This window comes from Shewanella sp. FJAT-51649, from assembly GCF_019457435.1.
GTDB lineage: Bacteria > Pseudomonadota > Gammaproteobacteria > Enterobacterales > Shewanellaceae > Shewanella > Shewanella mangrovisoli.
Map to the genome: position 1 here is coordinate 1501872 of NZ_CP080411.1, position 22083 is coordinate 1523954.

The following is a 22083-nucleotide window of genomic DNA, read 5'->3' on the forward strand; positions in this document are numbered from 1 at the left end:
ACTCAGTTTCAACTATGGTTATCGATAACAAGACGTAAGCAATTAATATGCCTATACTCAAACGAGTTTAGGGCCGTACATAAACAGAACAACAAGGCAGAGTTATGTCGAGTATTCTTGATTCAGTCAACAAACGAACCCAACTCGTAGGTCAAAACCGACTAGAACTATTGCTATTTAAGTTGAATGGTCGTCAACGTTTTGGGATTAACGTATTCAAAGTAAAAGAAGTTTTGCAATGTCCACCGTTAACGACTTTGCCTAAACTTAATCCTTACGTCAAAGGTGTCGCCCATATTCGCGGCACGACTATTTCGGTAATCGATCTGAGTGCTGCAACTGGTGGACGTCCGTTAGCCAGCACTGAAAATTGCTTTATCATCATTTCAGAATATAACCGCAGCGTACAAGGTTTCTTAGTCAGTTCAGTTGAACGTATCATCAATATGAACTGGGAAGCCATTATGCCACCACCACAAGGGGCTGGTCGCTATTCCTACTTAACTGCAGTCACTGAAATAGAAGGTGAACTGGTTGAAATTCTTGATGTTGAAAAGATCCTCGATGAAATTTCACCAGTCAAAACCGCAATCAGTGAAGAAGTGAATGAGCAACTGACAATCGATAGAAGTCAGCATTACCATATTATGGTGATTGATGATTCGGCAGTGGCTCGTAAACAAATTATTCGCGCGCTCGAGTCGTTAAACTTACAGATTGATACGGCAAAAGATGGCCGTGAAGCGCTCGATAAGTTAAAAGCTATTGCGGGTGAAATGAATAATGTGGCCGAGGAAATCCCGCTGATTATCTCGGATATTGAAATGCCAGAAATGGATGGTTATACCTTAACGGCAGAGATCCGCGACGATCCAAAGCTTAAGCATATCAAGGTGGTATTACATACCTCGTTAAGCGGCGTGTTTAATCAGGCTATGGTACAAAAAGTGGGCGCTAATGATTTTATCGCCAAATTCAACCCAGACGAATTAGCTGCGGCAGTGAACAAGCATTTAAGTTTGTAGTGAAAGTGTGGGTTAGTGCCTAGTGGTGCTTTACGCTATAATCTAGCCCTTATTACATGATTGTTGGCACTTATTTGGGTGCTTGCTATAGGATCTAGGACGTGAATGTGCCTGACAAATCACTCGCAGAAGCCGAATATAATCAATTTAGGTTGTTCTTAGAACAACACAGCGGTATTGTACTGGGGGAAAACAAACAGTACCTAGTGCGTAGCCGTCTCGCGCCTTTGATGGGCAAATATAATCTACCTTCGTTATCCGATGTGGTGAAACATTCGATGAAGCCAACGGAGCGCGCGTTAAGGGCGGAAGTCATTGATGCGATGACAACCAATGAAACGCTTTGGTTCCGTGACCGTTATCCGTTTGAGTTACTAGGCAATGTATTGCTACCTGAGTACAGTAAGTTGGGTCGTCCATTAAAGATATGGTCGGCTGCCTGTTCGTCTGGTCAAGAGCCTTACTCATTGGCAATGACGATTTTAGAATATCAACAGAAGAAGCCGGGAGCTTTGCCGGGAGGCGCTTCAATTCAAGCGACCGATCTTTCGCCTTCGATGTTGGAACGTTGCAAGAATGCTGAGTACGACAGTTTGGCATTGGCACGTGGCTTATCGGAAGAACGTAAGCGCCAGTTTTTTGATGCTTTGCCCTCTGGCAACATGCGGGTAAAGGACAACGTTAAGCGTTTAGTCAATTTTCGCGCCCATAACCTGCTTGAGAGTTACACTTTGCTAGGCAAGTTCGACATTATTTTCTGCCGAAATGTGCTGATCTATTTTGCCCCTGAGGCAAAAGCAAAAATTTTGCGGCAATTTGCTGCCGCATTAAATCCTAAGGGCATACTTTTTCTCGGCGCGTCAGAATCCATTGCGGGCCTGACAGATGAGTTTGACATGGTGCGTTGCAACCCTGGTATTTATTACCAGAAGAAAACCTAATTAAATGATATTAAATAAAAATTACCGACATTAGTCGGTAATTTTTTACCTCGCAAAACCTCATATCTACACATTTCGATTAATTACTACTTTTTGGCACATGAATTGCTTTGTTCCCGTGAGAGTCACGATGGAGGCAATTTTATGGCGATTAGTTTTGATAAGGCATTAGGGGTACACCAATTTACGTTGGGGATCCGTGCTGAGCGTGCCGAAGTGATTTCTAGCAATATCGCAAACGCCGATACGCCACATTATAAAGCCCGTGACGTCGATTTTTCTGCGGCCTTAAATGTTGCTAAAACCCAGCAACAGCAGCGCAATAGCCTTGAGATGACAGGCGATGAGCAGCATTTTGGCCTTGCACAATTAACGGGACAATACCTGAAGTTCCGTGTGCCAAATCAGCCAGATACTGGGGATGGCAATACTGTCGATATTCAACAGGAACAGTCGGCATTTATGCAAAATGCGCTTGAATATCAAATGTCTCTAGGATTTTTGGACAGTAAGTTTAGTGGCATGAAGAAAGCGTTGAGAGGGGATTGACCATGAGTTTATTTAGTATTTTTGATGTGGCGGGTTCTGGCATGTCAGCTCAGTCTGTCCGCCTCAACACCACCGCGAGTAACATTGCCAACGCCGACTCCGTTTCCAGCAGCATAGATAAAACTTACCGCTCTCGTCATCCGATTTTTGAAGCGGAAATGGCCAAGGCGCAAAGTCAGCAACAAGCCTCTCAAGGTGTGGCGGTAAAAGGCATAGTTGAGAGTGATAAACCCCTATTAAAAGAGTATTCGCCGGATCACCCGATGGCGGATGCGGATGGCTTTATCTACAAGCCGAATGTGAATGTCATGGAAGAAATGGCGGATATGATTTCTGCCTCTCGCTCATATCAGATGAATGTTCAAGTCGCTGAAGCTGCAAAATCTATGCTGCAACAAACACTTGGGATGGGTAAATAATATGCGCTATTTAGGAGGTAAGCTGTGAGCCTCATTAACCAACTTAGCCAGACCTCGGCTCAGACGACTCAAACTAAGAGTCAATCGAATACGGTGGCGACTAATACTACGAGCACAACGAGTACATCAACGGGTAATCCTTTTTTAGATGGCATCCGTTTGCCTAGCGAATCCATTGTCCCGGAAGCCAAGAGTCAGCAGCTGACACAGGAAGATTTTTTCTCGTTACTCAGTCAGCAGCTGTCAATGCAGGATCCGTTTAAGCCCGTCGACAACGATCAGATGATTGCGCAAATGGCATCCTTTTCGACCGTGGATGGTATTTCGAAGCTCAACGATGAAATCGTTAATTTAAACAGTGTGATGACTTCGAGTCAGGCGCTGCAAGCATCGGGATTAGTTGGACGTAAGGTATTGATCCCAACCGATACCGGCAATGTCTCGACCGAAAGCCCTACCTTGAGTGGTGTGGTGAGTACGCCAGATAAAATTCCTGTGATTAACGTGCGTGTACTGGATGATAAAGGCCAAGTGGTCAGTACCTTTAACATCGATGGCAGTGATGGCGGCAACATCCCTGTGACATGGGATGGTCTGAATAAGAATGGCGAGCCTGTCAGTGCCGGTAATTACACCATTAAGGCCAGTGGACTTGTCGATGGTAAATCTCAAGAGCTTGCCGTCTCGACCTATGCCCATGTGACCAGTGTTTCGTTAGGCACTGCAAGCACTGGGGCGATTCTGAATCTTCGCGGTGGTGCAGGTATTAAGCTCTCTGATGTACTCGCGGTATCAGAAACCTAATTTGTCAGTATTAAGTTGGACCTGAGTCCTTAATTGAATTGAGTGAAATGTAGAGGTGAATTATGTCGTTTAACATTGCATTGAGTGGCATTTCTGCTGCACAGAAAGACTTAAACACTACAGCGAACAACATCGCGAATGCTAATACCATTGGCTTTAAAGAATCGCGTGCTGAATTTGCGGATGTTTACGCTAATTCAATTTTCTCTAACTCTAAAACCGCCGTCGGTGGTGGTGTGGCAACGAGCCAAGTGGCGCAGCAGTTCCACCAAGGTAGTTTGCAGCTGACCAATAACTCTTTAGATTTAGCGATCAAAGGGGGCGGTTTTTTTGTGACCGCATCTGAGATTGGTACCTTAGATCATCAGTTTACCCGTGCTGGTGCATTTAAAGTCGACAAAAATAATTATATGGTTGATTCAGCTGGTAATTATTTACAAACCTTCCCGGTAGATAAAGACGGTAACTCGACATCCGTCAGTTTAACCACCGCTAAGCCAGTACAAATTCCTGATACTGCCGGTAGCCCTGTTCAGACTGAAAACGTGACTATGCAGATGAACTTGAACGCGAAAGAAGGTTCACTCGATCCTGCAGCCTTTGACCCGCTGGACTCCAAAACCTATAACAGCGTGACCTCGATGACGATTTACGACTCACTCGGTGAGCCGCATATCATGACCACCTATTTTGTGAAGCCAAATAACGGCTCCTATAACGGTGAAAACAACTGGGTTGCTTACTACGCGATTGATGGTAAGCAAGTGGATGTATCTGGCCCTGCGGGGACTTATCAGACTGATACCAATGGTGACGGTACGGCCGATGGTACTGGGACAGCCCAAACCACTGGCGGCTGGAAAGGTTCGGTGTTGAAGTTTAACTCTGTCGGCGTGTATACCGGCAGCGATCCTGCGGTCGTGACGACAGAAGCGTTAGGCGTGGGTGGTGCTGGCGTGTTAGGCCCAGGTGCCGATGGCACTCAAGATGTGACCATTAAGTTTAATGCACCGACTCAGTATTCGGCGCCGTTTGCGGCAACCGAATTAACTCAAGATGGTACGACAGTAGGCCGTTTAACAAACGTTGAAATTGGTGAAGATGGTTTGATCACCGCCAGTTACTCAAACGGTTCAACCGTGCCATTATCCCGCGTTGCCTTAGTTCGCTTTGCCAACGAGCAAGGTTTGACCCAAGTCGGTAATACTTCATGGAAGGCCAGCCTTGAGTCGGGTCCTGCGCTCGCGGGTGAACCAAACAGTGGTACATTCGGTAGCATCAGTTCTTCGGCGTTAGAGCAATCTAACATCGACTTAACGACTGAGCTGGTGGATTTGATTTCGGCGCAACGTAACTTCCAGGCCAACTCCCGTACCCTCGAAGTGAACAACACCCTGCAACAAACTGTACTGCAAATTCGTTAAGCTGATTTCTCCTTTTTCTAAGTGTTGCCGCTGGCGGCAACACTTAGCCTCTTTTGGCCTTGTAGCCATTTCCTCATAATCTTCTCCCAATTTATCAGTAAATTAGCCATCAACTTTATTGGCATGATGCTTGCTTTGCTATTGTCAGGTTGAAAATTTGACGGAGCAGTCTGTGGACAAATTCCTCTACATATCCATGAGCGGAGCTAAGCAAAACATGAATGAGTTGGCATTGCGTGCCAACAACTTAGCTAACGCCAATACCGATGGATTTAAGTCGGACATGGCGCAAGCCAGATCGATGCAAGCCTTTGGTGAAGGATTGCCATCGAGGGTTTTTGCCATGGTCGAAACCCCCTCCGCCAATTTTCGAGCAGGCCCCATCAAAACCACTGGGCGGGATCTTGACGTTGCCATCAAAGGTGATGGTTGGTTCGCAGTGCAGGCAAAGGATGGCAGTGAGGCCTATACCCGTTCAGGAAGCTTAAGTTTCGACTCAACAGGGTTATTACATAACGACCGCGGTAATCCTGTGATGGGCGATGCGGGGCCGATTGTGTTACCGCTGCCGATTGAAAAAGTCACCATTTCACAGGATGGCATTATCTCAGTACGTCCTCAGGGCGCGACAACGGAAGTGATCGAAGAGGTGGGGCGATTAAAGCTGGTCAATCCCGGTAATGCGCAAATGATGCGCGGTGAGGATGGGCTGTTCCGTTTGGTATCGGGCAATCCGGCGCCAACCGATCCAAACGTGTTTGTTGAGAGTGGTGCTGTAGAGGGCAGTAACGTCAATCCTGTGGATGAGATGGTGTCCTTAATCGACCTACAGCGACAATTTGAATTGCAAGTGAAGATGATGAAAACCGCGGAAGAAAACGACCGCGCGGCTTCTTCATTAATGCGGATTAGTTAGGAGATAAATTATGCATCCAGCCTTATGGATTAGTAAAACTGGCTTAGACGCACAGCAAACCGATATTGCGGTGATTTCAAACAACGTCGCGAACGCCAGCACCGTCGGCTACAAAAAGAGCCGCGCCGTCTTTGAAGACTTACTTTATCAAACCGTTAACCAAGCGGGGGGCATTAGCGCCTCGAACACTAAGTTGCCAAACGGTTTAAATATCGGTGCGGGTACCAAAGTGGTAGCCACCCAAAAGATGTTTACCCAAGGCAATATGTTGACCACGGATAACTCACTCGATCTGATGATCGAAGGCCCTGGCTTTTTTGAAGTGCAGTTACCCGACGGCACCACGGCTTATACCCGTAATGGTCAATTTACCTTAGATGACACTGGGCAAATTGTCACGCCAGGTTCGGGTTATGTGCTGCAACCTGCAATTACGATTCCTGAAGATGCGACCAGTATTACCGTATCTGCTGAAGGTGAGGTTTCTGTTAAGACGCCGGGCGCCGCAGAAAACCAAGTGGTGGGGCAGCTCAGCATGTCCGACTTTATTAACCCATCGGGTTTAGATCCTATGGGACAAAACCTGTACACCGAAACCGGTGCCAGTGGCACGCCTATCCAAGGCACGGCATCACTCGATGGTATGGGGGCGATTCGTCAAGGCGCGTTAGAAACCTCTAACGTAAACGTGACCGAAGAGCTGGTGAATCTTATTGAAAGTCAGCGGATCTACGAAATGAACTCCAAAGTGATTTCGGCGGTCGATCAGATGCTGGCTTATGTGAATCAGAATCTATAGAGGCACATTATCATGGCTAGATATTTTATATTGGCCGCTGCGCTCTTGCTTACGGCATGTAGCTCTACCCCCAAGAAGCCGATTGCAGATGATCCCTTCTATGCACCGGTATATCCCGAAGCGCCGCCAACCAAAATTGCCGCGACAGGGTCAATTTATCAAGACAGCCAAGCGGCCAGTCTCTATTCGGATATTCGCGCCCATAAAGTGGGTGACATTATCACTATTGTGTTGAAGGAAGCGACTCAAGCGAAAAAGAGCGCGGGTAATCAGATCAAAAAAGGCTCTGACATGTCGCTCGACCCCATTTATGCCGGTGGCAGCAATGTGTCCATTGGTGGGGTTCCCCTCGACTTACGTTATAAAGACAGCATGAACACTAAGCGGGAATCCGATGCCGATCAAAGCAATAGCTTAGATGGCAGTATCTCCGCCAACGTGATGCAAGTGCTCAATAACGGCAACTTAGTGGTGCGCGGCGAAAAATGGATCTCTATCAATAACGGCGATGAGTTTATCCGAGTGACGGGGATTGTGCGTTCGCAGGATATCAAACCGGATAACACTATCGATTCAACCCGTATGGCCAATGCGCGTATTCAATACAGCGGTACTGGTACCTTCGCCGAAGCGCAAAAAGTGGGCTGGTTAAGCCAGTTCTTTATGAGCGATTGGTGGCCCTTCTAAGGAGTCGTATCATGAAATTGAAACTGATTTTAGCCGTTGCCATGCTGGTGTTTTCACAGCCAAGCCAAGCCGAGCGCATTAAAGATATTGCCAATGTTCAAGGGGTACGTAGTAACCAATTGATTGGTTACGGCTTGGTCGTCGGTTTACCCGGTACGGGCGAAAAGACCCGTTACACCGAACAAACCTTTATGACCATGCTGAAAAACTTTGGGATTAACTTGCCCGATAATTTCAGACCCAAAATTAAGAACGTAGCTGTGGTGGCGGTGCATGCGGATATGCCGGCCTTTATCAAACCTGGTCAAGAATTGGATGTCACCGTATCTAGCCTAGGTGAAGCGAAAAGCCTGCGCGGTGGCACGCTATTGCAAACCTTCCTTAAAGGGGTTGATGGTAATGTATACGCGATTGCTCAGGGCAGTTTAGTGGTCAGCGGCTTTAGTGCCGATGGTTTGGATGGCTCTAAAGTCATTCAAAATACGCCAACCGTGGGTCGTATTCCTAACGGCGCGATTGTTGAACGTAGCGTCGCAACGCCATTTTCGACTGGCGATTATTTGACGTTCAACCTACGTCGCTCGGATTTTTCTACCGCGCAGCGCATGGCCGATGCCATCAATGACTTACTTGGTCCCGATATGGCGCGGCCATTGGATGCGACCTCTGTGCAGGTTAGTGCGCCAAGGGATGTGTCACAACGGGTGTCTTTTTTAGCCACGCTCGAGAATATCGAAGTGGAGCCTGCTGAAGAGTCTGCCAAAGTGATCGTGAACTCCCGTACTGGCACGATTGTGGTTGGGCAGAACGTCAAGTTATTGCCAGCCGCGGTAACGCATGGTGGCTTGACTGTGACTATTGCTGAAGCGACTCAGGTGTCACAACCTAATGCCTTAGCGAATGGTCAAACAACGGTGACGAGCAACAGCACGATCAATGCGAGCGAAAGCAATCGCCGGATGTTTATGTTCAATCCTGGCACGACCTTAGATGAGTTAGTGCGAGCCGTAAACTTGGTGGGCGCGGCCCCTTCAGATGTACTTGCTATCCTCGAAGCGTTAAAAGTGGCAGGTGCTTTGCATGGTGAACTTATCATCATCTAATTTCTGTCGGGAAAATCATGGAAAAGCTTTCAAGTTCATCACATTTTCTTGATCTGGGCGGGCTCGATTCCCTGCGCGCCCAGGCTCAGAAAGATGAGAAGGGCGCCTTGAAAAAAGTCGCCCAACAATTTGAAGGCGTGTTCGTGCAAATGCTGATGAAGAGCATGCGTGATGCTAACGCAGTGTTTGAATCCGACAGCCCACTTAACAGCCAATACACTAAGTTTTATGAGCAAATGCGGGATCAGCAGTTATCCGTCGATTTATCGGATAAAGGTGTGCTGGGACTTGCAGACATGATGGTGCAGCAATTATCCCCCGAGTCGAGCCAGTTTACGCCCGCATCCGTGTTGCGTAATGACGGCGGCATGAAGCTGCAACATGATGCGAAAGCGTTCAACATTCCCGCGCAAAGCTCATCAACTGCAGAACCCCAAAGTGCCGCAACACCAGTCGTTGCAGCCCAAGGCGTGCCAGTCTCGATTGCGCGCCCAAGTGTTGAGATGGATAACGCCGATGGCGTGACGTCTTCTTTAGATATTGATAGACCCGAGCGTTTGTTGGCCATAGATACGCCAAGGCCTACTTGGTCAGAACAGCCCTTATCGCCAATCGAACCTGTGATCAGCGGCCAAATCTTGCCGACGGCGGCATTTAGGGAGACGCAAAAGACCCTTAAGTTTGGTAGCCGTGAAGAATTTTTGGCGACGCTCTACCCCCATGCGGAAAAAGCCGCCAAAGCCCTTGGCACTAAACCCGAAGTGTTATTAGCACAATCGGCCCTTGAGACGGGTTGGGGTCAAAAAATTGTCCGCGGCAATAATGGCGCGCCTAGCCATAACCTATTCAACATTAAAGCCGACCGTCGTTGGCAAGGTGATAAGGCTAACGTGAGTACCTTGGAATTTGAGCAGGGTATTGCCGTTAGACAAAAAGCCGATTTTAGGGTGTATGCCGATTTCGAGCACAGTTTTAACGATTTCGTATCCTTTATTGCTGACGGTGAGCGTTATCAAGATGCCAAGAAAGTGGCAGCGTCACCGACTCAGTTTATTCGCGCATTGCAGGATGCTGGCTATGCCACCGATCCTAAATATGCTGAAAAAGTCATTAAAGTCATGCAGTCCATCAGTGAAGAGCTGAAATCGATACTGCCAGGAGAAGACAAATGATCATTCTTCATAGGATGTTAGTGTTGGGGAGTATCGGCTGATGGCTATCGATCTATTAAATATCGCCCGTACGGGCGTGCTTGCCTCCCAATCGCAACTGGGGGTGACCAGTAATAACATCGCCAACGCCAACACCGCGGGTTATCACAGACAAGTGGCGACACAAACCACCTTAGAGTCTCAACGTCTTGGCAATAGTTTTTACGGTACAGGCACTTATGTTTCTGACGTTAAACGTATTTATAACGACTACGCTGCGCGTGAATTGCGTATTGGCCAAACGACCTTGAGTGCTGCTGAAGCGAGCTATGGCAAGTTGAGTGAACTTGACCAAGTCTTCTCGCAAATCGGCAAAGTGGTGCCGCAGAGTTTGAACGATCTGTTTTCTGGCCTTAACAGTCTAGCGGACTTACCTGCTGATTTAGGCATTCGTAGCTCGACCTTAAACGATGCCAAACAATTGGCAAACAGTTTGAACCAGATGCAGTCGACGCTGAACGGACAACTCAGTCAAACCAATGATCAAATCACTGGCATGACCAAGCGTATCAATGAGATCAGCACTGAACTTGCCAATCTTAACCTCGAGTTGATGAAGTCGCCCAACCAAGATGCCATGTTACTGGACAAGCAAGATGCGCTGGTGCAGGAGCTAAGTCAGTATGCGCAGGTGAATGTGATCCCCTTAGAAAATGGCGCCAAGAGCATTATGCTCGGCGGCTCGATTATGTTGGTTTCGGGCGAAGTTGCTATGTCAATGAATACAGCGACAGGCGATCCATTTCCCAACGAATTACAGTTGATGTCGACCATTGGCTCGCAGAGTGTAAAGGCTGATCCGAGTAAGTTAGGTGGCCAGCTCGGTGCACTATTTGAGTATCGGGAGCAAACTTTAGTGCCTGCGAGTTTAGAACTCGACCAACTCGCCCTCGGGGTTGCCGATAACTTTAACAAGTTGCAGGCCCAAGGATTCGACCTTAACGGCCAAGTGGGCGGCAATATCTTTAAGGATATCAACGATCCTTTGATGTCTCTGGGTCGTGTTGGCGGATTATCAGGTAACACAGGCAATGCAACCTTAGGTGTCAATATTGACGATACCAGCGCCTTATCGGGTGGCTCATACGAGCTGTCTTTTACGGCGCCAGCCACCTATGAACTCAGAGATACACAAACCGGCGCTATCACGCCACTGACTTTAAACGGCGCTAAGCTCGAAGGCGGTGCAGGTTTCTCAATTGATATTAAAGCCGGAGCCATGGCATCGGGGGATCGATTTGCTATTCGCCCCACAGCTGGGGCGGCGAATGGTATTGAAGTGGTGATGACAGATCCGAAAGGCATTGCCGCGGCAGCGCCCAAAATCACCCCAGATGCGGCAAACTCAGGCAATACTCAAGTGAAGGTAACGCAAATTACCAACCGTAATGCGGCAAACTTCCCGACAACGGGTAGCGAACTGACGATTCAATTAGATACCACCGCCGTGCCGCCAACCTTTGAAGCCTTCGATGCCAATGGCACATCCCTTGGCGCGCCAGCGGCGTATACGCCACCGAGCATTAGTGCATTTGGCTTTACCTTTGAAGTCGATAGCAGTGCGGCCGCTGCGGGTGACAAATTTACCTTCGATTTATCCTTTGCCGAAGGGGATAACACTAACGCCTTGGCAATGGCCAAACTCAGTGAAACCAAAGTGATGAATGGCGGTAAGTCGACGCTTGCCGATGTGTTTGAACAGACCAAGCAAGATATTGGTAGCCAAACCAAGGCGGCGAGCGTGCGAGTCGATTCCGCAGAGGCCATTTATCAGCAGGCTTATGCAAGAGTCGAGAGCGAATCGGGGGTGAACTTAGATGAAGAAGCGGCCAACTTGATGCGTTTCCAACAGGCCTATCAAGCGTCCGCGCGGATCATGTCAACCGCCCAGCAAATTTTTGACACCCTACTGACCTCAGTGCGTTAGGAGAAGTGACGATGAGACTATCAAGTGCGCAGCTCTTTAATCAAAGCATTAGTAGTGTGCTGCAAAAACAAACGGCCACGAGCAAAATTTTAGAGCAACTCAGCAGTGGCAAAAAGGTGAGTACTTCAGGGGATGACCCTGTTGCGGCTTTAGGTATCGATAACCTCAATCAACGCAATGCCTTAGTCGATCAATTTATGAAGAATATCGACTATGCCAATAACCGTCTCGCGGTGACCGAAAGCAAACTAGGCAGTGCCGAAGATTTAACGGCATCTATTCGTGAACAAGTGATGCGTGCAGTGAACGGCACCTTATCCGACTCAGAGCGGCAAATGATTGCCGATGAGATGAAAGATAGCCTCGAAGAGTTGCTTTCTATTGCCAATAGTAAGGATGAATCAGGCAATTATCTGTTTTCAGGATATAGCACAGACAAACAACCTTTTGCTTTCGATAATTCTACGCCGCCAAAGATCGTTTACAGCGGTGATTCTGGCGTGCGTGATAGCTTAGTTCAGTCCGGTGTAGCCCTCGGCACCAATGTTCCTGGCGATCTCGCGTTTATGAAAGCGCCTAATGGGGTTGGCGATTATAGCGTCAATTATTTGGCCAGCCAGCAAGGTGGATTTAACGTTGATACCGCCAAAATAGCCGATCAGTCTACTTATGTGGCTGATACTTATACCTTTAATTTCTCTGATAATGGTGCTGGCGGTGTCAATCTGCAGATACTTGATTCCGCAAACAATCCTGTCGTAAACGTCGCTAACTTCGATGCCACTAACCCTGTAAGTTTTAATGGTATTGAAGTCAAGATCGACGGTAAACCCAGTGCTGGCGATAGTTTCAGCATGGCGCCACAGGCTGAAATCAGTATTTTCGATACGATCAGTAATGCGATCGCTTTGATCGAAGATCCCAACTCTGCAAATACACCTCAAGGGCAAGCGCAGTTGGCACAGATATTGAATAATATCGATAGTGGCGTCAATCAGATCAGTTCTGCCAGAAGTGTGGCGGGTAATAATCTGAAAGTCGTCGAGCGTTACAAGGATACTCATACAGAAGAGAAGGTGGTGAATACTTCAGCCCTTTCACTACTGGAAGATCTGGATTATGCGTCAGCGATTACGGAATTTGAAAAGCAGCAGCTTGCATTGAACGCAGTCTCTAACGTGTTTAGTAAGGTGGGTTCTGTTTCCCTGTTTGACTTTATTTAACAGAAAGCAAAGACCTAACCCTCTGTAAGATAAATTGTTAAAAATTTAGCCAAGCTCCAAGCCTTGGCAGTATAACTAGGAAGAGGAACTCAACATGGCTATTACCGTTAATACAAACGTGACTTCAATGAAGGCACAGAAAAATTTAAATACCTCCAATAGTGGTTTATCTACCTCTATGGAACGTCTATCGAGCGGTCTGCGTATTAACAGTGCTAAAGATGACGCGGCTGGTTTAGCAATTTCTAACCGTTTAAACAGCCAAGTACGTGGTCTGGAAGTCGGTATGCGTAACGCCAACGATGCAATTTCTATCGCACAGATTGCAGAAGGTGCAATGCAAGAACAAACCAACATGTTACAGCGTATGAGGGACTTAACTATTCAAGGAACGAATGGTGCCAATAGTACTGCTGATTTAGCTTCGATATCTGCAGAGATTTCACAATTGGCTAATGAAATTGAACAAATTGGTAAAACAACTGCTTTTGGTAATACAAAACTATTAAGTGGTGGATTTGCTGCTGGGAAGACGTTTCAAGTTGGGCATCAAAATGGTGAAAATATTAAAATCTCTGTAGGAAAAGTAGACGCAACTTCGTTATCGGTTCTTACATTATCTGCCGGTACATCTGCAGCCCGTAGTACAGCGTTAACTAAGATTGATGCTGCAATTAAAACTATCGATGGTCAGCGAGGTAAGTTAGGTGCAATTCAGAACCGCCTAGCGCACAATATTAGTAATAGCGCTAATACTCAAGCAAACGTAGCTGATGCAAAGAGCCGTATTGTGGATGTCGATTTTGCGAAAGAAACGTCAGTTATGACTAAGAATCAGGTATTACAACAGACCGGATCTGCGATGCTTGCTCAAGCTAACCAACTGCCGCAAGTGGCGTTGTCACTATTGGGCTAAGCTTAAGTTAGTGTATTTTTGTCGAGTACTTTTGCCTACTTTTTCTAGTTCTAGCCAAGGTTAGAAAAGTAGGCAAAGTTTTGTAATGGTAAATTTTTATCTATATGAAAAAAAAGATTTTTTATATAGATAAAAATTTTTGAAAAATAATTCTAAAGATAAAAAAGGTGCGGCCGTTAAATATACTGTAACCACTAAGACCCGCCTGGCTTATGTAGACAGGCAAGTTTAGACAAGCCAGGTATAAAGAGGAAACGATCATGGCCATTACAGTAAACACAAACGTTACATCTTTAAAAGCACAGAAAAACCTAAATACTTCAGCTAGCGGTTTGGCCACTTCAATGGAACGTTTATCCAGTGGTCTTCGCATCAACGGCGCAAAAGATGATGCTGCTGGTCTCGCTATTTCTAACCGTCTAAATAGCCAAGTTCGTGGTCTCGAAGTTGGCATGCGTAATGCGAATGATGCAATATCGATTGCGCAAATCGCTGAAGGCGCGATGCAAGAACAAACTAATATGTTGCAACGGATGCGTGATCTAACTATTCAAGGAACGAACGGTGCGAATAGTACTGCAGATTTAGCTTCAATCACAGCAGAGCTTACTCAGTTAGCTAATGAGATTGAAGAAATTGGTAAAACTACTGCGTTCGGTAATACCAAGCTATTGAGTGGTGGTTTTGGTTCAGGGAAGAAATTTCAAGTTGGTGCTCAAAATGGTGAAACCATCAGTATCTCTGTATCTAAAACTGACGCAACAGCATTATCGGTTAAGACGCTATCAGCGGGAACTTCTGCTGCTCGCAGTACTGCATTAACTAAGATCGATGCAGCGATAAAATCTATTGACACTCAACGTGGTAAGTTAGGTGCTATTCAAAACCGTTTAGCTCACAACATTAGCAACAGTGCTAACACTCAAGCTAACGTAGCCGATGCTAAGAGTCGTATTGTAGACGTCGACTTTGCCAAAGAAACGTCTCAAATGACTAAGAACCAAGTGTTGCAACAAACAGGCTCAGCAATGTTGGCGCAAGCTAACCAATTACCTCAAGTAGCCTTATCACTACTTTAATAACACACTGAAGTATAAGGTTATAAGGGAGGTTCGGTGACGGATCTCCCTTTGCCGCATAAATGGTCATTAAAGTTATAGTGTTTGTTTAGCTGTTATAAGACAAATGCTCCTGATGGTGAGGTATAGCTATGGATATCAATATAGCCAGTACATCAGCTCCGCTTCAAAGCAGGGTTGATTTAGCTCAAGTACCACTGAAAGCACCGACGGCGGATGTTGAAGTAAAAAGTGATGCTGCCGTATCCGTGGTTGAACAGTCTACAGAGCAAAGTGCTACAGAAAATGAACAAGAGCCAGGAAAGTTAACCCAAGTCGCGACTGAGCTTTCTGATATGATGTCAATGATGCGTAAAGGCTTGGCATTTAAAGTGGATGAAAACTCGGGGCAAGCAGTAGTAACAGTCCTAGATAGAGATACAGGTGATGTCATTAGACAGATGCCTAGTGAGGAAGCGCTTAAATTAGCTGAGAAACTGTCAGAAGTGACAGGTCTTCTAATGAAAACCGAGGCTTAAAGCTCGCACAGTAATTTACCCGTTGATGAGTGAGAGGTTTGTATGGCATTAACAGCGACAGGTATGGGTTCTGGTTTAGATATCACTAATATCGTAAAAGTGCTAGTCGATGCAGAGAAAACACCCAAAGAAGCGATGTTTAATAAAACTGAAGACAGCATTAAAGCTAAAGTTTCTGCGATGGGAACATTAAAAAGTGCACTGTCTACTTTTCAGGATGCCGTAAAAAAGCTTCAAACAGGCGATGCATTAAATCAACGGAAAATTTCTGTTAGTAGCGACTCTTTCCTAAGTGCTACAGCTGATAAAACGGCCCAAGCGGGTAGCTATGGGATTAAAGTTGAGCAATTAGCTGTCAATCATAAGATTGCGGGGACCAATGTTACCGATCCCATTCTGCCTGTGGGGGAGGGGAGTTTAGCTTTTGATATTAATGGCGAAACTTTTTCGGTCGACATTGCCGCAACTGATTCCTTAGCTGCTATAGCCAAAAAAGTGAATGAAGCTTCGGATAATGTTGGTGTCACAGCTACAGTGATTACCAGTGATGCAGGCAGTCGCTTAGTGTTTAGTTCAAATAAAACCGGTGAAGATAACCAGATAAACCTCACTGCCACGGATACGTCTGGTACAGGGCTCACCGATATGCTTGGTACTGGTAATACTACTACACTGCAAGATGCCAAAAATGCCGTGCTTTATATTGATAATCAAAAAGTTACTTCGCAAACCAATGAAGTAAAAAATGCGATTACTGGTGTGACATTGAATTTAACAGATGCCGATGTTGCTAAAACCACAACGGTAAAAATCGAACAAGATAACGACGCTGTTAAAACCAATGTGCAAGCCTTTGTTGAAGCTTATAATAGTTTAGCGACAGCAATTGATAAGATGTCTTCTTACGATAAAGACAAGAAGACAGCAGCTGCACTTCAAGGTGATTCAATGATCCGTTCCATTGAATCTCAACTTCGAAGTATTGCCAGTGAGCGAATTCCTACTGAGGATGGTGGTTCCATCGCACTTTATGATATTGGTATTAAAACGGATAGATATGGAAAAATGTCTATTGATGATACTAAGCTGACTAAAGCGCTTTCTGGAGATATGCCTAACATCGAAGCATTGTTTTCAACGCCAGGACAAGGGCTTGCAAACCGTTTTTATGATCTTGCTGATAGCTATGTTAAATCTCGCGGTTTGATTGCCGATCGGGAAACAAGTTATACCAATCAACAGAATCGCTTAGATGACCAACGTGAAGCTTTTTCGCTTAAAATGGATCAGCTGACTGCTCGCTTAACTAAACAGTTTAATGCTATGGACCTTGTAGTTGGTCAACTAAATCAACAGAGTAGCGGTTTAGTTGATCGTCTAAACTCATTACCTGGCGCGGTTAAAAAGAGCTAAATCGATTTATGTAAGTTAAGGGGTCGTTTGTGAAGCAACTCGATGAGCTGAATGTGGCACTGGAGCAAGTGCTAGAACAGTTAAGACGAATTCCTGCTGAAGATGTTCGAACCGATGACTTGGTCTCAAACTTGCTAAGCATGGTAGAAGAGCGTCAACTTTTACTCAATGTATTAGTCGCCGATACCAATATGACGGATGCTAATTATCTTCATAGTCAGCTTGCTCATACTCAGGCCTTTTCAAAAAAGGCGAGTATTATCATGGCTGACAGGCAAGCATTATTACATGCAAGCAGTAAGAATAAGCGCCAGATAAGTGTTTATGAGACTATAGATTCAAATAGGTAGGTGTTTATGAGAGGGTCACTGCAATCATATCGTAAGGTTTCACTAGAAAGTGAAATTACCGTTGCTTCCCCACATCGAATCATTCAGTTAATGTTTGCTGGTGCGTTACAACGTTTAGCACAGAGTCGCTATGCAATTGAACAAAACGACTTACCAAGTAAAGGCATTTACATTAACAAGGCCATTGGTATTATTACTGGATTAAATAACAGCTTGGATATGGATGCAGGCGGGCAAATTGCTAAAAATCTCAGCGATCTTTATGATTTTATGCTGCGTAAGATTTCCGAAGCTAACCTCAATAATGATGTAAAAGCGATTGATGATGTGTGCGATATTTTACGTACCATCAAAGAAGGCTGGGATGCCATTCCTGCCGATAAACACAATATGTCTTCGCATTCAGAAGCTCGTTAATTGTGTTATAGATCAACAGGAAAAAGGACGCACAGAGTGCGTCTTTTTTTTGGCTTTCGTCAATTTGTTGACATAATTGACTAGAATCATGGGATAAATGAACTAAAATCAATTCAGTTTGGCATAATCCGCATTCGAAGCTTGCTTCTCGACTGCTGATAATACAATATTCATCACAGTAGTGATGGTGGCACAGATTGTTACATTGAATTTGTTAAGCTTTTACAGCAACTAATCATAAATAATTAATGCGAATTGATACCTAATTAGCGCTTTACGGCCTACTGAATGATGCAAACAGATCAACGAATTTTACTTGTCGGAACCCCATCAGAGCGATTAAATCGCCTGTGTTGCATTTTTGAATTTTTGGGCGAGCAAATCGAGATTGTCGCCATCGAAAAATTAAGCACTAGCCTCCAAGATACCCGTTATCGCGCTTTGGTGATCAGCACAGAGACTGTGTCCGTTGACGAATTAAAGTCGATCGCGAATCAGTATCCATGGCAACCTATCTTGTCCTTTGGCAATGTGGGCGAGTTACAGGCTGCAAATATCCTAGGTCAAATCGAAGAGCCATTAAACTATCCGCAACTCACTGAGCTGCTGCATTTTTGCCAAGTGTATGGCCAGGTTAAACGTCCACAAGTCCCTACCAGTGCGAATCAAACCAAATTATTCCGTAGTTTAGTGGGTCGCAGTGAAGGCATTGCGAATGTTCGTCATTTGATCAGTCAGGTTGCGACGTCTGATGCGACGGTGTTAGTGCTCGGGCAGTCGGGCACGGGTAAGGAAGTGGTTGCTCGTAATATCCATTACTTATCTGAACGTCGTGATGGTCCCTTTATTCCGGTTAACTGTGGTGCGATTCCGCCAGAACTACTCGAAAGCGAATTGTTCGGTCATGAGAAGGGCTCTTTTACGGGTGCCATTAGCTCACGTAAGGGCCGTTTCGAGCTTGCCGAAGGTGGCACACTGTTTCTCGATGAGATCGGTGATATGCCTTTGCAGATGCAGGTCAAGTTACTGCGTGTGTTACAGGAGCGTGTTTTTGAGCGTGTCGGCGGCACTAAGACTATCAATGCCGATGTCCGCGTTGTAGCTGCAACCCACAGAGATCTTGAAAGCATGATCACGGGGAATGAGTTCCGTGAGGATCTGTATTATCGTCTCAACGTCTTTCCAATCGAAATGCCCGCATTAAGCGACCGCAAGGATGACGTTCCCTTACTGTTGCAAGAGCTGGTAAGCCGAGTCTATAACGAAGGCCGTGGCAAAGTTCGTTTTACTCAACGTGCGATTGAATCGTTAAAAGAACACGCTTGGTCGGGTAACGTACGTGAATTGTCTAACCTTGTAGAGCGTTTAACGATTTTGTATCCGGGCGGGTTAGTCGATGTGAATGACTTGCCTATTAAGTATCGCCATATCGATGTGCCTGAATACAGTATCGAACTCAGTGAGGAACAACAGGAACGTGATGCATTGGCGTCCATCTTCACCAGTGAAGAGCCGGTTGAAATCCCTGAAACTCGTTTCCCGAGCGAGTTACCGCCGGAAGGGGTAAACCTTAAGGATCTGTTGGCTGAGCTTGAAATCGATATGATACGCCAAGCGTTAGAGCAACAGGATAACGTGGTTGCGCGCGCCGCCGAGATGCTCGGTATTCGCCGCACGACCTTAGTTGAGAAAATGCGTAAGTACGGAATGACGAAAGAATAGTCTTATTCCAGTTGTTTATCCTATTGTTTTACCTATCTAAATTCATTTCTTAATTTGGCATAGAATCTGCAAACACTCCGTCAGAAGCAATTTTTTGACGGAGTGACTATGTCAGCCCATCCACTAGCGCAACTTGAAACATTCAAGCACACTAGCAAACAATGGAACCAACTGCGTGAGGCCGCCAATATGTCCAATCGAATGGAGCATATTTTACAGGCTATGCCCTCTGGCGTGGTGATTTTGAACGGTGACGGTATTGTCACCGATGCAAACCCTGTTGCCGTGGAATTGCTGGAGCAGTCGTTATGCGGCGTGCGCTGGATTGATGTGATCCATACGGCGTTTGCACCGCAGGACGATGACGGCCATGAGGTGTCATTACGTAATGGCCGCCGAGTCAAATTAGCGATTACCCCATTAACGCCGGAACCAGGCCAATTAATTGTGCTGACGGATCTGACCGAAACCCGTCTACTGCAAAAAAATCTGTCCCATCTGCAGCGCTTATCAGCCCTCGGAAAAATGGTCGCGACGCTGGCGCATCAGGTGCGTACGCCACTGTCGGCTGCACTGCTCTATGCTGCGAATCTGGCCAGTCCCAAATTATCTGAATCTGCTAAGGCAAAATTTCAGCAAAAATTAGTCGATAGACTCAATGAGCTTGAACGCCAAGTTAACGATATGCTGTTGATGGCCAAAGGGCGGCAGGATGAATTGGGCGAGTTAGTTAACCTTGATGAGGTGATTAATACTGTTATGGCGAACTGTGAGCCGATTGTGGCTCAGCGCGGCGCAGCATTGACCGTCACCAATGACTCCAACGGTTTAATGCTGGCGAATGTGAATGCGCTCAGTTCTGCCGTGAATAATCTGGTGATGAATAGCCTTGAAGCCGGAGCAACGCAGATCCAAATCGTCGCTAATGATATCGGCGAGCAGCTAGCCCTCAATGTGGTCGACAATGGCAAAGGGCTGGATGCCAAGATGCAACAAAAAGTGTTGGAGCCTTTCTTTACCACCAAAGCGCAAGGAACGGGCCTAGGCTTAGCCGTTGTGCAGTCGGTGGTGCGCAATCATGGCGGACAAATCCAATTGAGTTGTATGCCTAATAAAGGTTGTACTGTGTCGCTGACGTTCCCGCAGGCGAAATCGGCGACTGTATTGCCGCTGGAGAAACCCTATGTCTGAAGCCAAATTACTCTTAGTCGAAGACGATGCGTCCCTGCGTGAGGCTTTGCTCGATACCTTGATGTTGGCGCAATACGACTGTATCGATGTGGCTTCCGGCGAGGAAGCCATTATCGCATTGAAGCAACATCAGTTTGATTTAGTGATCAGCGATGTGCAGATGCAGGGCATTGGCGGCTTAGGCTTATTAAATTACTTACAGCAACATCACCCCAAGCTGCCAGTGTTATTGATGACGGCGTATGCCACCATTGGCAGTGCGGTCAGTGCAATTAAATTGGGTGCCGTCGATTATTTGGCTAAACCCTTTGCTCCAGAGGTGTTGCTCAACCAAGTTTCCCGCTATTTACCGCTCAAACAAAATAGTGATAAGCCAGTGGTTGCCGACGAAAAGAGTCTCGCGCTCTTGTCTCTGGCGCAGCGGGTGGCGGCATCCGATGCCTCTGTGATGATCCTTGGGCCAAGCGGCTCAGGTAAAGAAGTATTAGCCCGTTATATTCATCAGCACAGCAGTCGTGCCGACCAAGCATTTGTGGCCATTAACTGTGCCGCCATCCCGGAGAATATGCTCGAGGCGACCTTATTTGGTTATGAAAAGGGCGCCTTTACCGGTGCTTATCAGGCGTGTCCTGGTAAATTTGAGCAGGCGCAGGGCGGCACCTTATTACTCGATGAAATTTCAGAGATGGATTTGGGACTTCAGGCCAAACTGCTGCGTGTGCTGCAAGAGCGTGAAGTGGAGCGTTTAGGCGGTCGCAAAACCATTAAGTTAGATGTTCGGGTGCTTGCCACCTCGAATCGGGATTTAAAGGCCGTCGTTGCCGCAGGGCTATTTCGGGAGGATCTCTATTATCGCATCAACGTGTTCCCACTGACCTGGCCAGCTTTGAATCAACGCCCTGCGGATATTTTGCCCTTAGCTCGGCATTTGCTAGCCAAGCACGCGAAGGCGCTCAATGTGCTTGATTTGCCTGAGTTTGATGAGGCCGCTTGTCGTCGTTTACTGAGTCACCGCTGGCCGGGGAACGTGCGCGAGTTGGATAACGTTGTCCAACGCGCGTTAATTTTACGTGCTGGAGCTGTGATTAGCGCCAACGATATTATTATCGATGCCCAAGATGTGCCTCTGTCATCCGATGACGCCGAATTCGCTAATGAGCCTGAAGGTTTAGGTGAAGAGTTGAAGGCGCAGGAGCATGTGATCATTCTCGAAACCCTAGCGCAATGCCAAGGTAGTCGTAAGCTGGTTGCCGAGAAACTCGGGATCAGTGCGCGTACCTTAAGATACAAGATGGCCAGAATGCGCGATATGGGGATTCAATTGCCCAACTAAGTCGGTTTTTGCAACCTAACTTGCACCTTTGCCACTGGGTTACCCTGTGGCAATTTCATATCTGACGATTCCCTCAATTCTTTTTAGCACGGCTAAGTGAAAACTTGGCCGTGCTT

The 22083-nt window shown here is 46.4% G+C and carries 22 protein-coding genes; all 22 read left to right on the forward strand.

Annotated elements, in window-relative coordinates:
- Positions 1 to 104 precede the first annotated feature (104 nt).
- The gene (locus K0H59_RS06820; RefSeq protein ID WP_088212012.1) at positions 105 to 1025 is read left to right on the forward strand and encodes a chemotaxis protein CheV; all 921 of its coding nucleotides are present in this window, start codon (positions 105 to 107) and stop codon (positions 1023 to 1025) included.
- Between the two features lie 101 nt (positions 1026 to 1126).
- Positions 1127 to 1966 (forward strand): protein-glutamate O-methyltransferase CheR, encoded by an 840-nt coding sequence (locus K0H59_RS06825; RefSeq protein ID WP_176399945.1) that lies wholly within the window; start codon positions 1127 to 1129, stop codon positions 1964 to 1966.
- Positions 1967 to 2110: 144 nt separating this feature from the next.
- The gene (flgB, locus tag K0H59_RS06830; protein ID WP_220055047.1) at positions 2111 to 2515 is read left to right on the forward strand and encodes a flagellar basal body rod protein FlgB; all 405 of its coding nucleotides are present in this window, start codon (positions 2111 to 2113) and stop codon (positions 2513 to 2515) included.
- 2 nt (positions 2516 to 2517) lie between these two features.
- On the forward strand, positions 2518 to 2934 hold the full coding sequence (gene flgC / locus K0H59_RS06835) for a flagellar basal body rod protein FlgC (protein ID WP_011622048.1): 417 nt from the start codon (positions 2518 to 2520) through the stop codon (positions 2932 to 2934).
- 24 nt (positions 2935 to 2958) lie between these two features.
- Positions 2959 to 3738 (forward strand): flagellar hook assembly protein FlgD, encoded by a 780-nt coding sequence (flgD, locus tag K0H59_RS06840; RefSeq protein ID WP_088212010.1) that lies wholly within the window; start codon positions 2959 to 2961, stop codon positions 3736 to 3738.
- 62 nt (positions 3739 to 3800) lie between these two features.
- Positions 3801 to 5162, forward strand: a complete 1362-nt coding sequence (gene flgE / locus K0H59_RS06845) for a flagellar hook protein FlgE (RefSeq protein ID WP_088212009.1) — start codon at positions 3801 to 3803, stop codon at positions 5160 to 5162.
- 172 nt (positions 5163 to 5334) lie between these two features.
- On the forward strand, positions 5335 to 6078 hold the full coding sequence (gene flgF, locus K0H59_RS06850; protein ID WP_088212008.1) for a flagellar basal-body rod protein FlgF: 744 nt from the start codon (positions 5335 to 5337) through the stop codon (positions 6076 to 6078).
- A 10-nt stretch (positions 6079 to 6088) separates the two neighbouring features.
- On the forward strand, positions 6089 to 6877 hold the full coding sequence (flgG, locus tag K0H59_RS06855) for a flagellar basal-body rod protein FlgG (protein ID WP_011625678.1): 789 nt from the start codon (positions 6089 to 6091) through the stop codon (positions 6875 to 6877).
- A 12-nt stretch (positions 6878 to 6889) separates the two neighbouring features.
- Positions 6890 to 7564, forward strand: coding sequence for a flagellar basal body L-ring protein FlgH (gene flgH, locus K0H59_RS06860; protein ID WP_088212007.1), 675 nt, complete (start codon positions 6890 to 6892; stop codon positions 7562 to 7564).
- 11 nt (positions 7565 to 7575) lie between these two features.
- Positions 7576 to 8667 carry a flagellar basal body P-ring protein FlgI gene (locus tag K0H59_RS06865; protein WP_220055048.1) on the forward strand — a complete coding sequence of 364 codons (1092 nt, stop codon included), beginning with the start codon at positions 7576 to 7578 and terminating at the stop codon, positions 8665 to 8667.
- Positions 8668 to 8684: 17 nt separating this feature from the next.
- On the forward strand, positions 8685 to 9839 hold the full coding sequence (gene flgJ / locus K0H59_RS06870) for a flagellar assembly peptidoglycan hydrolase FlgJ (protein WP_220055049.1): 1155 nt from the start codon (positions 8685 to 8687) through the stop codon (positions 9837 to 9839).
- Positions 9840 to 9879: 40 nt separating this feature from the next.
- Positions 9880 to 11805: a flagellar hook-associated protein FlgK gene (flgK, locus tag K0H59_RS06875; protein ID WP_220055050.1), complete on the forward strand. Its 1926-nt coding sequence runs from the start codon at positions 9880 to 9882 to the stop codon at positions 11803 to 11805.
- Between the two features lie 11 nt (positions 11806 to 11816).
- A complete protein-coding gene (gene flgL, locus K0H59_RS06880; protein ID WP_220055051.1) occupies positions 11817 to 13028 on the forward strand; it encodes a flagellar hook-associated protein FlgL in 1212 nt (403 codons plus the stop codon).
- Between the two features lie 94 nt (positions 13029 to 13122).
- The gene (locus K0H59_RS06885) at positions 13123 to 13944 is read left to right on the forward strand and encodes a flagellin (protein ID WP_088212002.1); all 822 of its coding nucleotides are present in this window, start codon (positions 13123 to 13125) and stop codon (positions 13942 to 13944) included.
- Positions 13945 to 14204: 260 nt separating this feature from the next.
- Positions 14205 to 15023 carry a flagellin gene (locus tag K0H59_RS06890; RefSeq protein WP_088212001.1) on the forward strand — a complete coding sequence of 273 codons (819 nt, stop codon included), beginning with the start codon at positions 14205 to 14207 and terminating at the stop codon, positions 15021 to 15023.
- A 131-nt stretch (positions 15024 to 15154) separates the two neighbouring features.
- The gene (locus K0H59_RS06895; RefSeq protein ID WP_088212000.1) at positions 15155 to 15541 is read left to right on the forward strand and encodes a flagellar protein FlaG; all 387 of its coding nucleotides are present in this window, start codon (positions 15155 to 15157) and stop codon (positions 15539 to 15541) included.
- A 42-nt stretch (positions 15542 to 15583) separates the two neighbouring features.
- The gene (gene fliD, locus K0H59_RS06900; RefSeq protein ID WP_220055052.1) at positions 15584 to 16954 is read left to right on the forward strand and encodes a flagellar filament capping protein FliD; all 1371 of its coding nucleotides are present in this window, start codon (positions 15584 to 15586) and stop codon (positions 16952 to 16954) included.
- A 29-nt stretch (positions 16955 to 16983) separates the two neighbouring features.
- Entirely contained in the window at positions 16984 to 17304 is a 321-nt protein-coding gene (locus K0H59_RS06905; protein WP_088211998.1) for a flagella biosynthesis chaperone for FliD, FliT, read from the forward strand.
- A 6-nt stretch (positions 17305 to 17310) separates the two neighbouring features.
- Positions 17311 to 17721 (forward strand): flagellar export chaperone FliS, encoded by a 411-nt coding sequence (gene fliS, locus K0H59_RS06910; RefSeq protein ID WP_088211997.1) that lies wholly within the window; start codon positions 17311 to 17313, stop codon positions 17719 to 17721.
- A 288-nt stretch (positions 17722 to 18009) separates the two neighbouring features.
- Positions 18010 to 19443 carry a sigma-54-dependent Fis family transcriptional regulator gene (locus K0H59_RS06915; RefSeq protein WP_088211996.1) on the forward strand — a complete coding sequence of 478 codons (1434 nt, stop codon included), beginning with the start codon at positions 18010 to 18012 and terminating at the stop codon, positions 19441 to 19443.
- A gap of 108 nt (positions 19444 to 19551) precedes the next feature.
- A complete protein-coding gene (locus K0H59_RS06920; RefSeq protein WP_220055053.1) occupies positions 19552 to 20634 on the forward strand; it encodes a PAS domain-containing sensor histidine kinase in 1083 nt (360 codons plus the stop codon).
- Positions 20627 to 21967: a sigma-54 dependent transcriptional regulator gene (locus K0H59_RS06925; protein ID WP_220055054.1), complete on the forward strand. Its 1341-nt coding sequence runs from the start codon at positions 20627 to 20629 to the stop codon at positions 21965 to 21967. The genes K0H59_RS06920 and K0H59_RS06925 overlap by 8 nt, the downstream gene beginning before the upstream one ends.
- Positions 21968 to 22083 lie beyond the last annotated feature (116 nt).

Excerpts from the sequence above, each read along its gene's own strand:
- K0H59_RS06920 (WP_220055053.1), top strand. The coding sequence starts at position 19,552 with ATGTCAGCCCATCCACTAGCGCAACTTGAAACATTCAAGCACACTAGC.
- fliS (WP_088211997.1), top strand. The coding sequence starts at position 17,311 with ATGAGAGGGTCACTGCAATCATATCGTAAGGTTTCACTAGAAAGTGAA.
- K0H59_RS06885 (WP_088212002.1), top strand. The coding sequence starts at position 13,123 with ATGGCTATTACCGTTAATACAAACGTGACTTCAATGAAGGCACAGAAA.
- K0H59_RS06925 (WP_220055054.1), top strand. The coding sequence starts at position 20,627 with ATGTCTGAAGCCAAATTACTCTTAGTCGAAGACGATGCGTCCCTGCGT.
- flgL (WP_220055051.1), top strand. The coding sequence starts at position 11,817 with ATGAGACTATCAAGTGCGCAGCTCTTTAATCAAAGCATTAGTAGTGTG.
- K0H59_RS06820 (WP_088212012.1), top strand. The coding sequence starts at position 105 with ATGTCGAGTATTCTTGATTCAGTCAACAAACGAACCCAACTCGTAGGT.
- K0H59_RS06865 (WP_220055048.1), top strand. The coding sequence starts at position 7,576 with ATGAAATTGAAACTGATTTTAGCCGTTGCCATGCTGGTGTTTTCACAG.
- flgK (WP_220055050.1), top strand. The coding sequence starts at position 9,880 with ATGGCTATCGATCTATTAAATATCGCCCGTACGGGCGTGCTTGCCTCC.
- flgB (WP_220055047.1), top strand. The coding sequence starts at position 2,111 with ATGGCGATTAGTTTTGATAAGGCATTAGGGGTACACCAATTTACGTTG.
- K0H59_RS06890 (WP_088212001.1), top strand. The coding sequence starts at position 14,205 with ATGGCCATTACAGTAAACACAAACGTTACATCTTTAAAAGCACAGAAA.
- flgH (WP_088212007.1), top strand. The coding sequence starts at position 6,890 with ATGGCTAGATATTTTATATTGGCCGCTGCGCTCTTGCTTACGGCATGT.
- flgC (WP_011622048.1), top strand. The coding sequence starts at position 2,518 with ATGAGTTTATTTAGTATTTTTGATGTGGCGGGTTCTGGCATGTCAGCT.
- flgJ (WP_220055049.1), top strand. The coding sequence starts at position 8,685 with ATGGAAAAGCTTTCAAGTTCATCACATTTTCTTGATCTGGGCGGGCTC.
- fliD (WP_220055052.1), top strand. The coding sequence starts at position 15,584 with ATGGCATTAACAGCGACAGGTATGGGTTCTGGTTTAGATATCACTAAT.
- flgG (WP_011625678.1), top strand. The coding sequence starts at position 6,089 with ATGCATCCAGCCTTATGGATTAGTAAAACTGGCTTAGACGCACAGCAA.
- K0H59_RS06915 (WP_088211996.1), top strand. The coding sequence starts at position 18,010 with ATGATGCAAACAGATCAACGAATTTTACTTGTCGGAACCCCATCAGAG.
- flgE (WP_088212009.1), top strand. The coding sequence starts at position 3,801 with ATGTCGTTTAACATTGCATTGAGTGGCATTTCTGCTGCACAGAAAGAC.
- K0H59_RS06895 (WP_088212000.1), top strand. The coding sequence starts at position 15,155 with ATGGATATCAATATAGCCAGTACATCAGCTCCGCTTCAAAGCAGGGTT.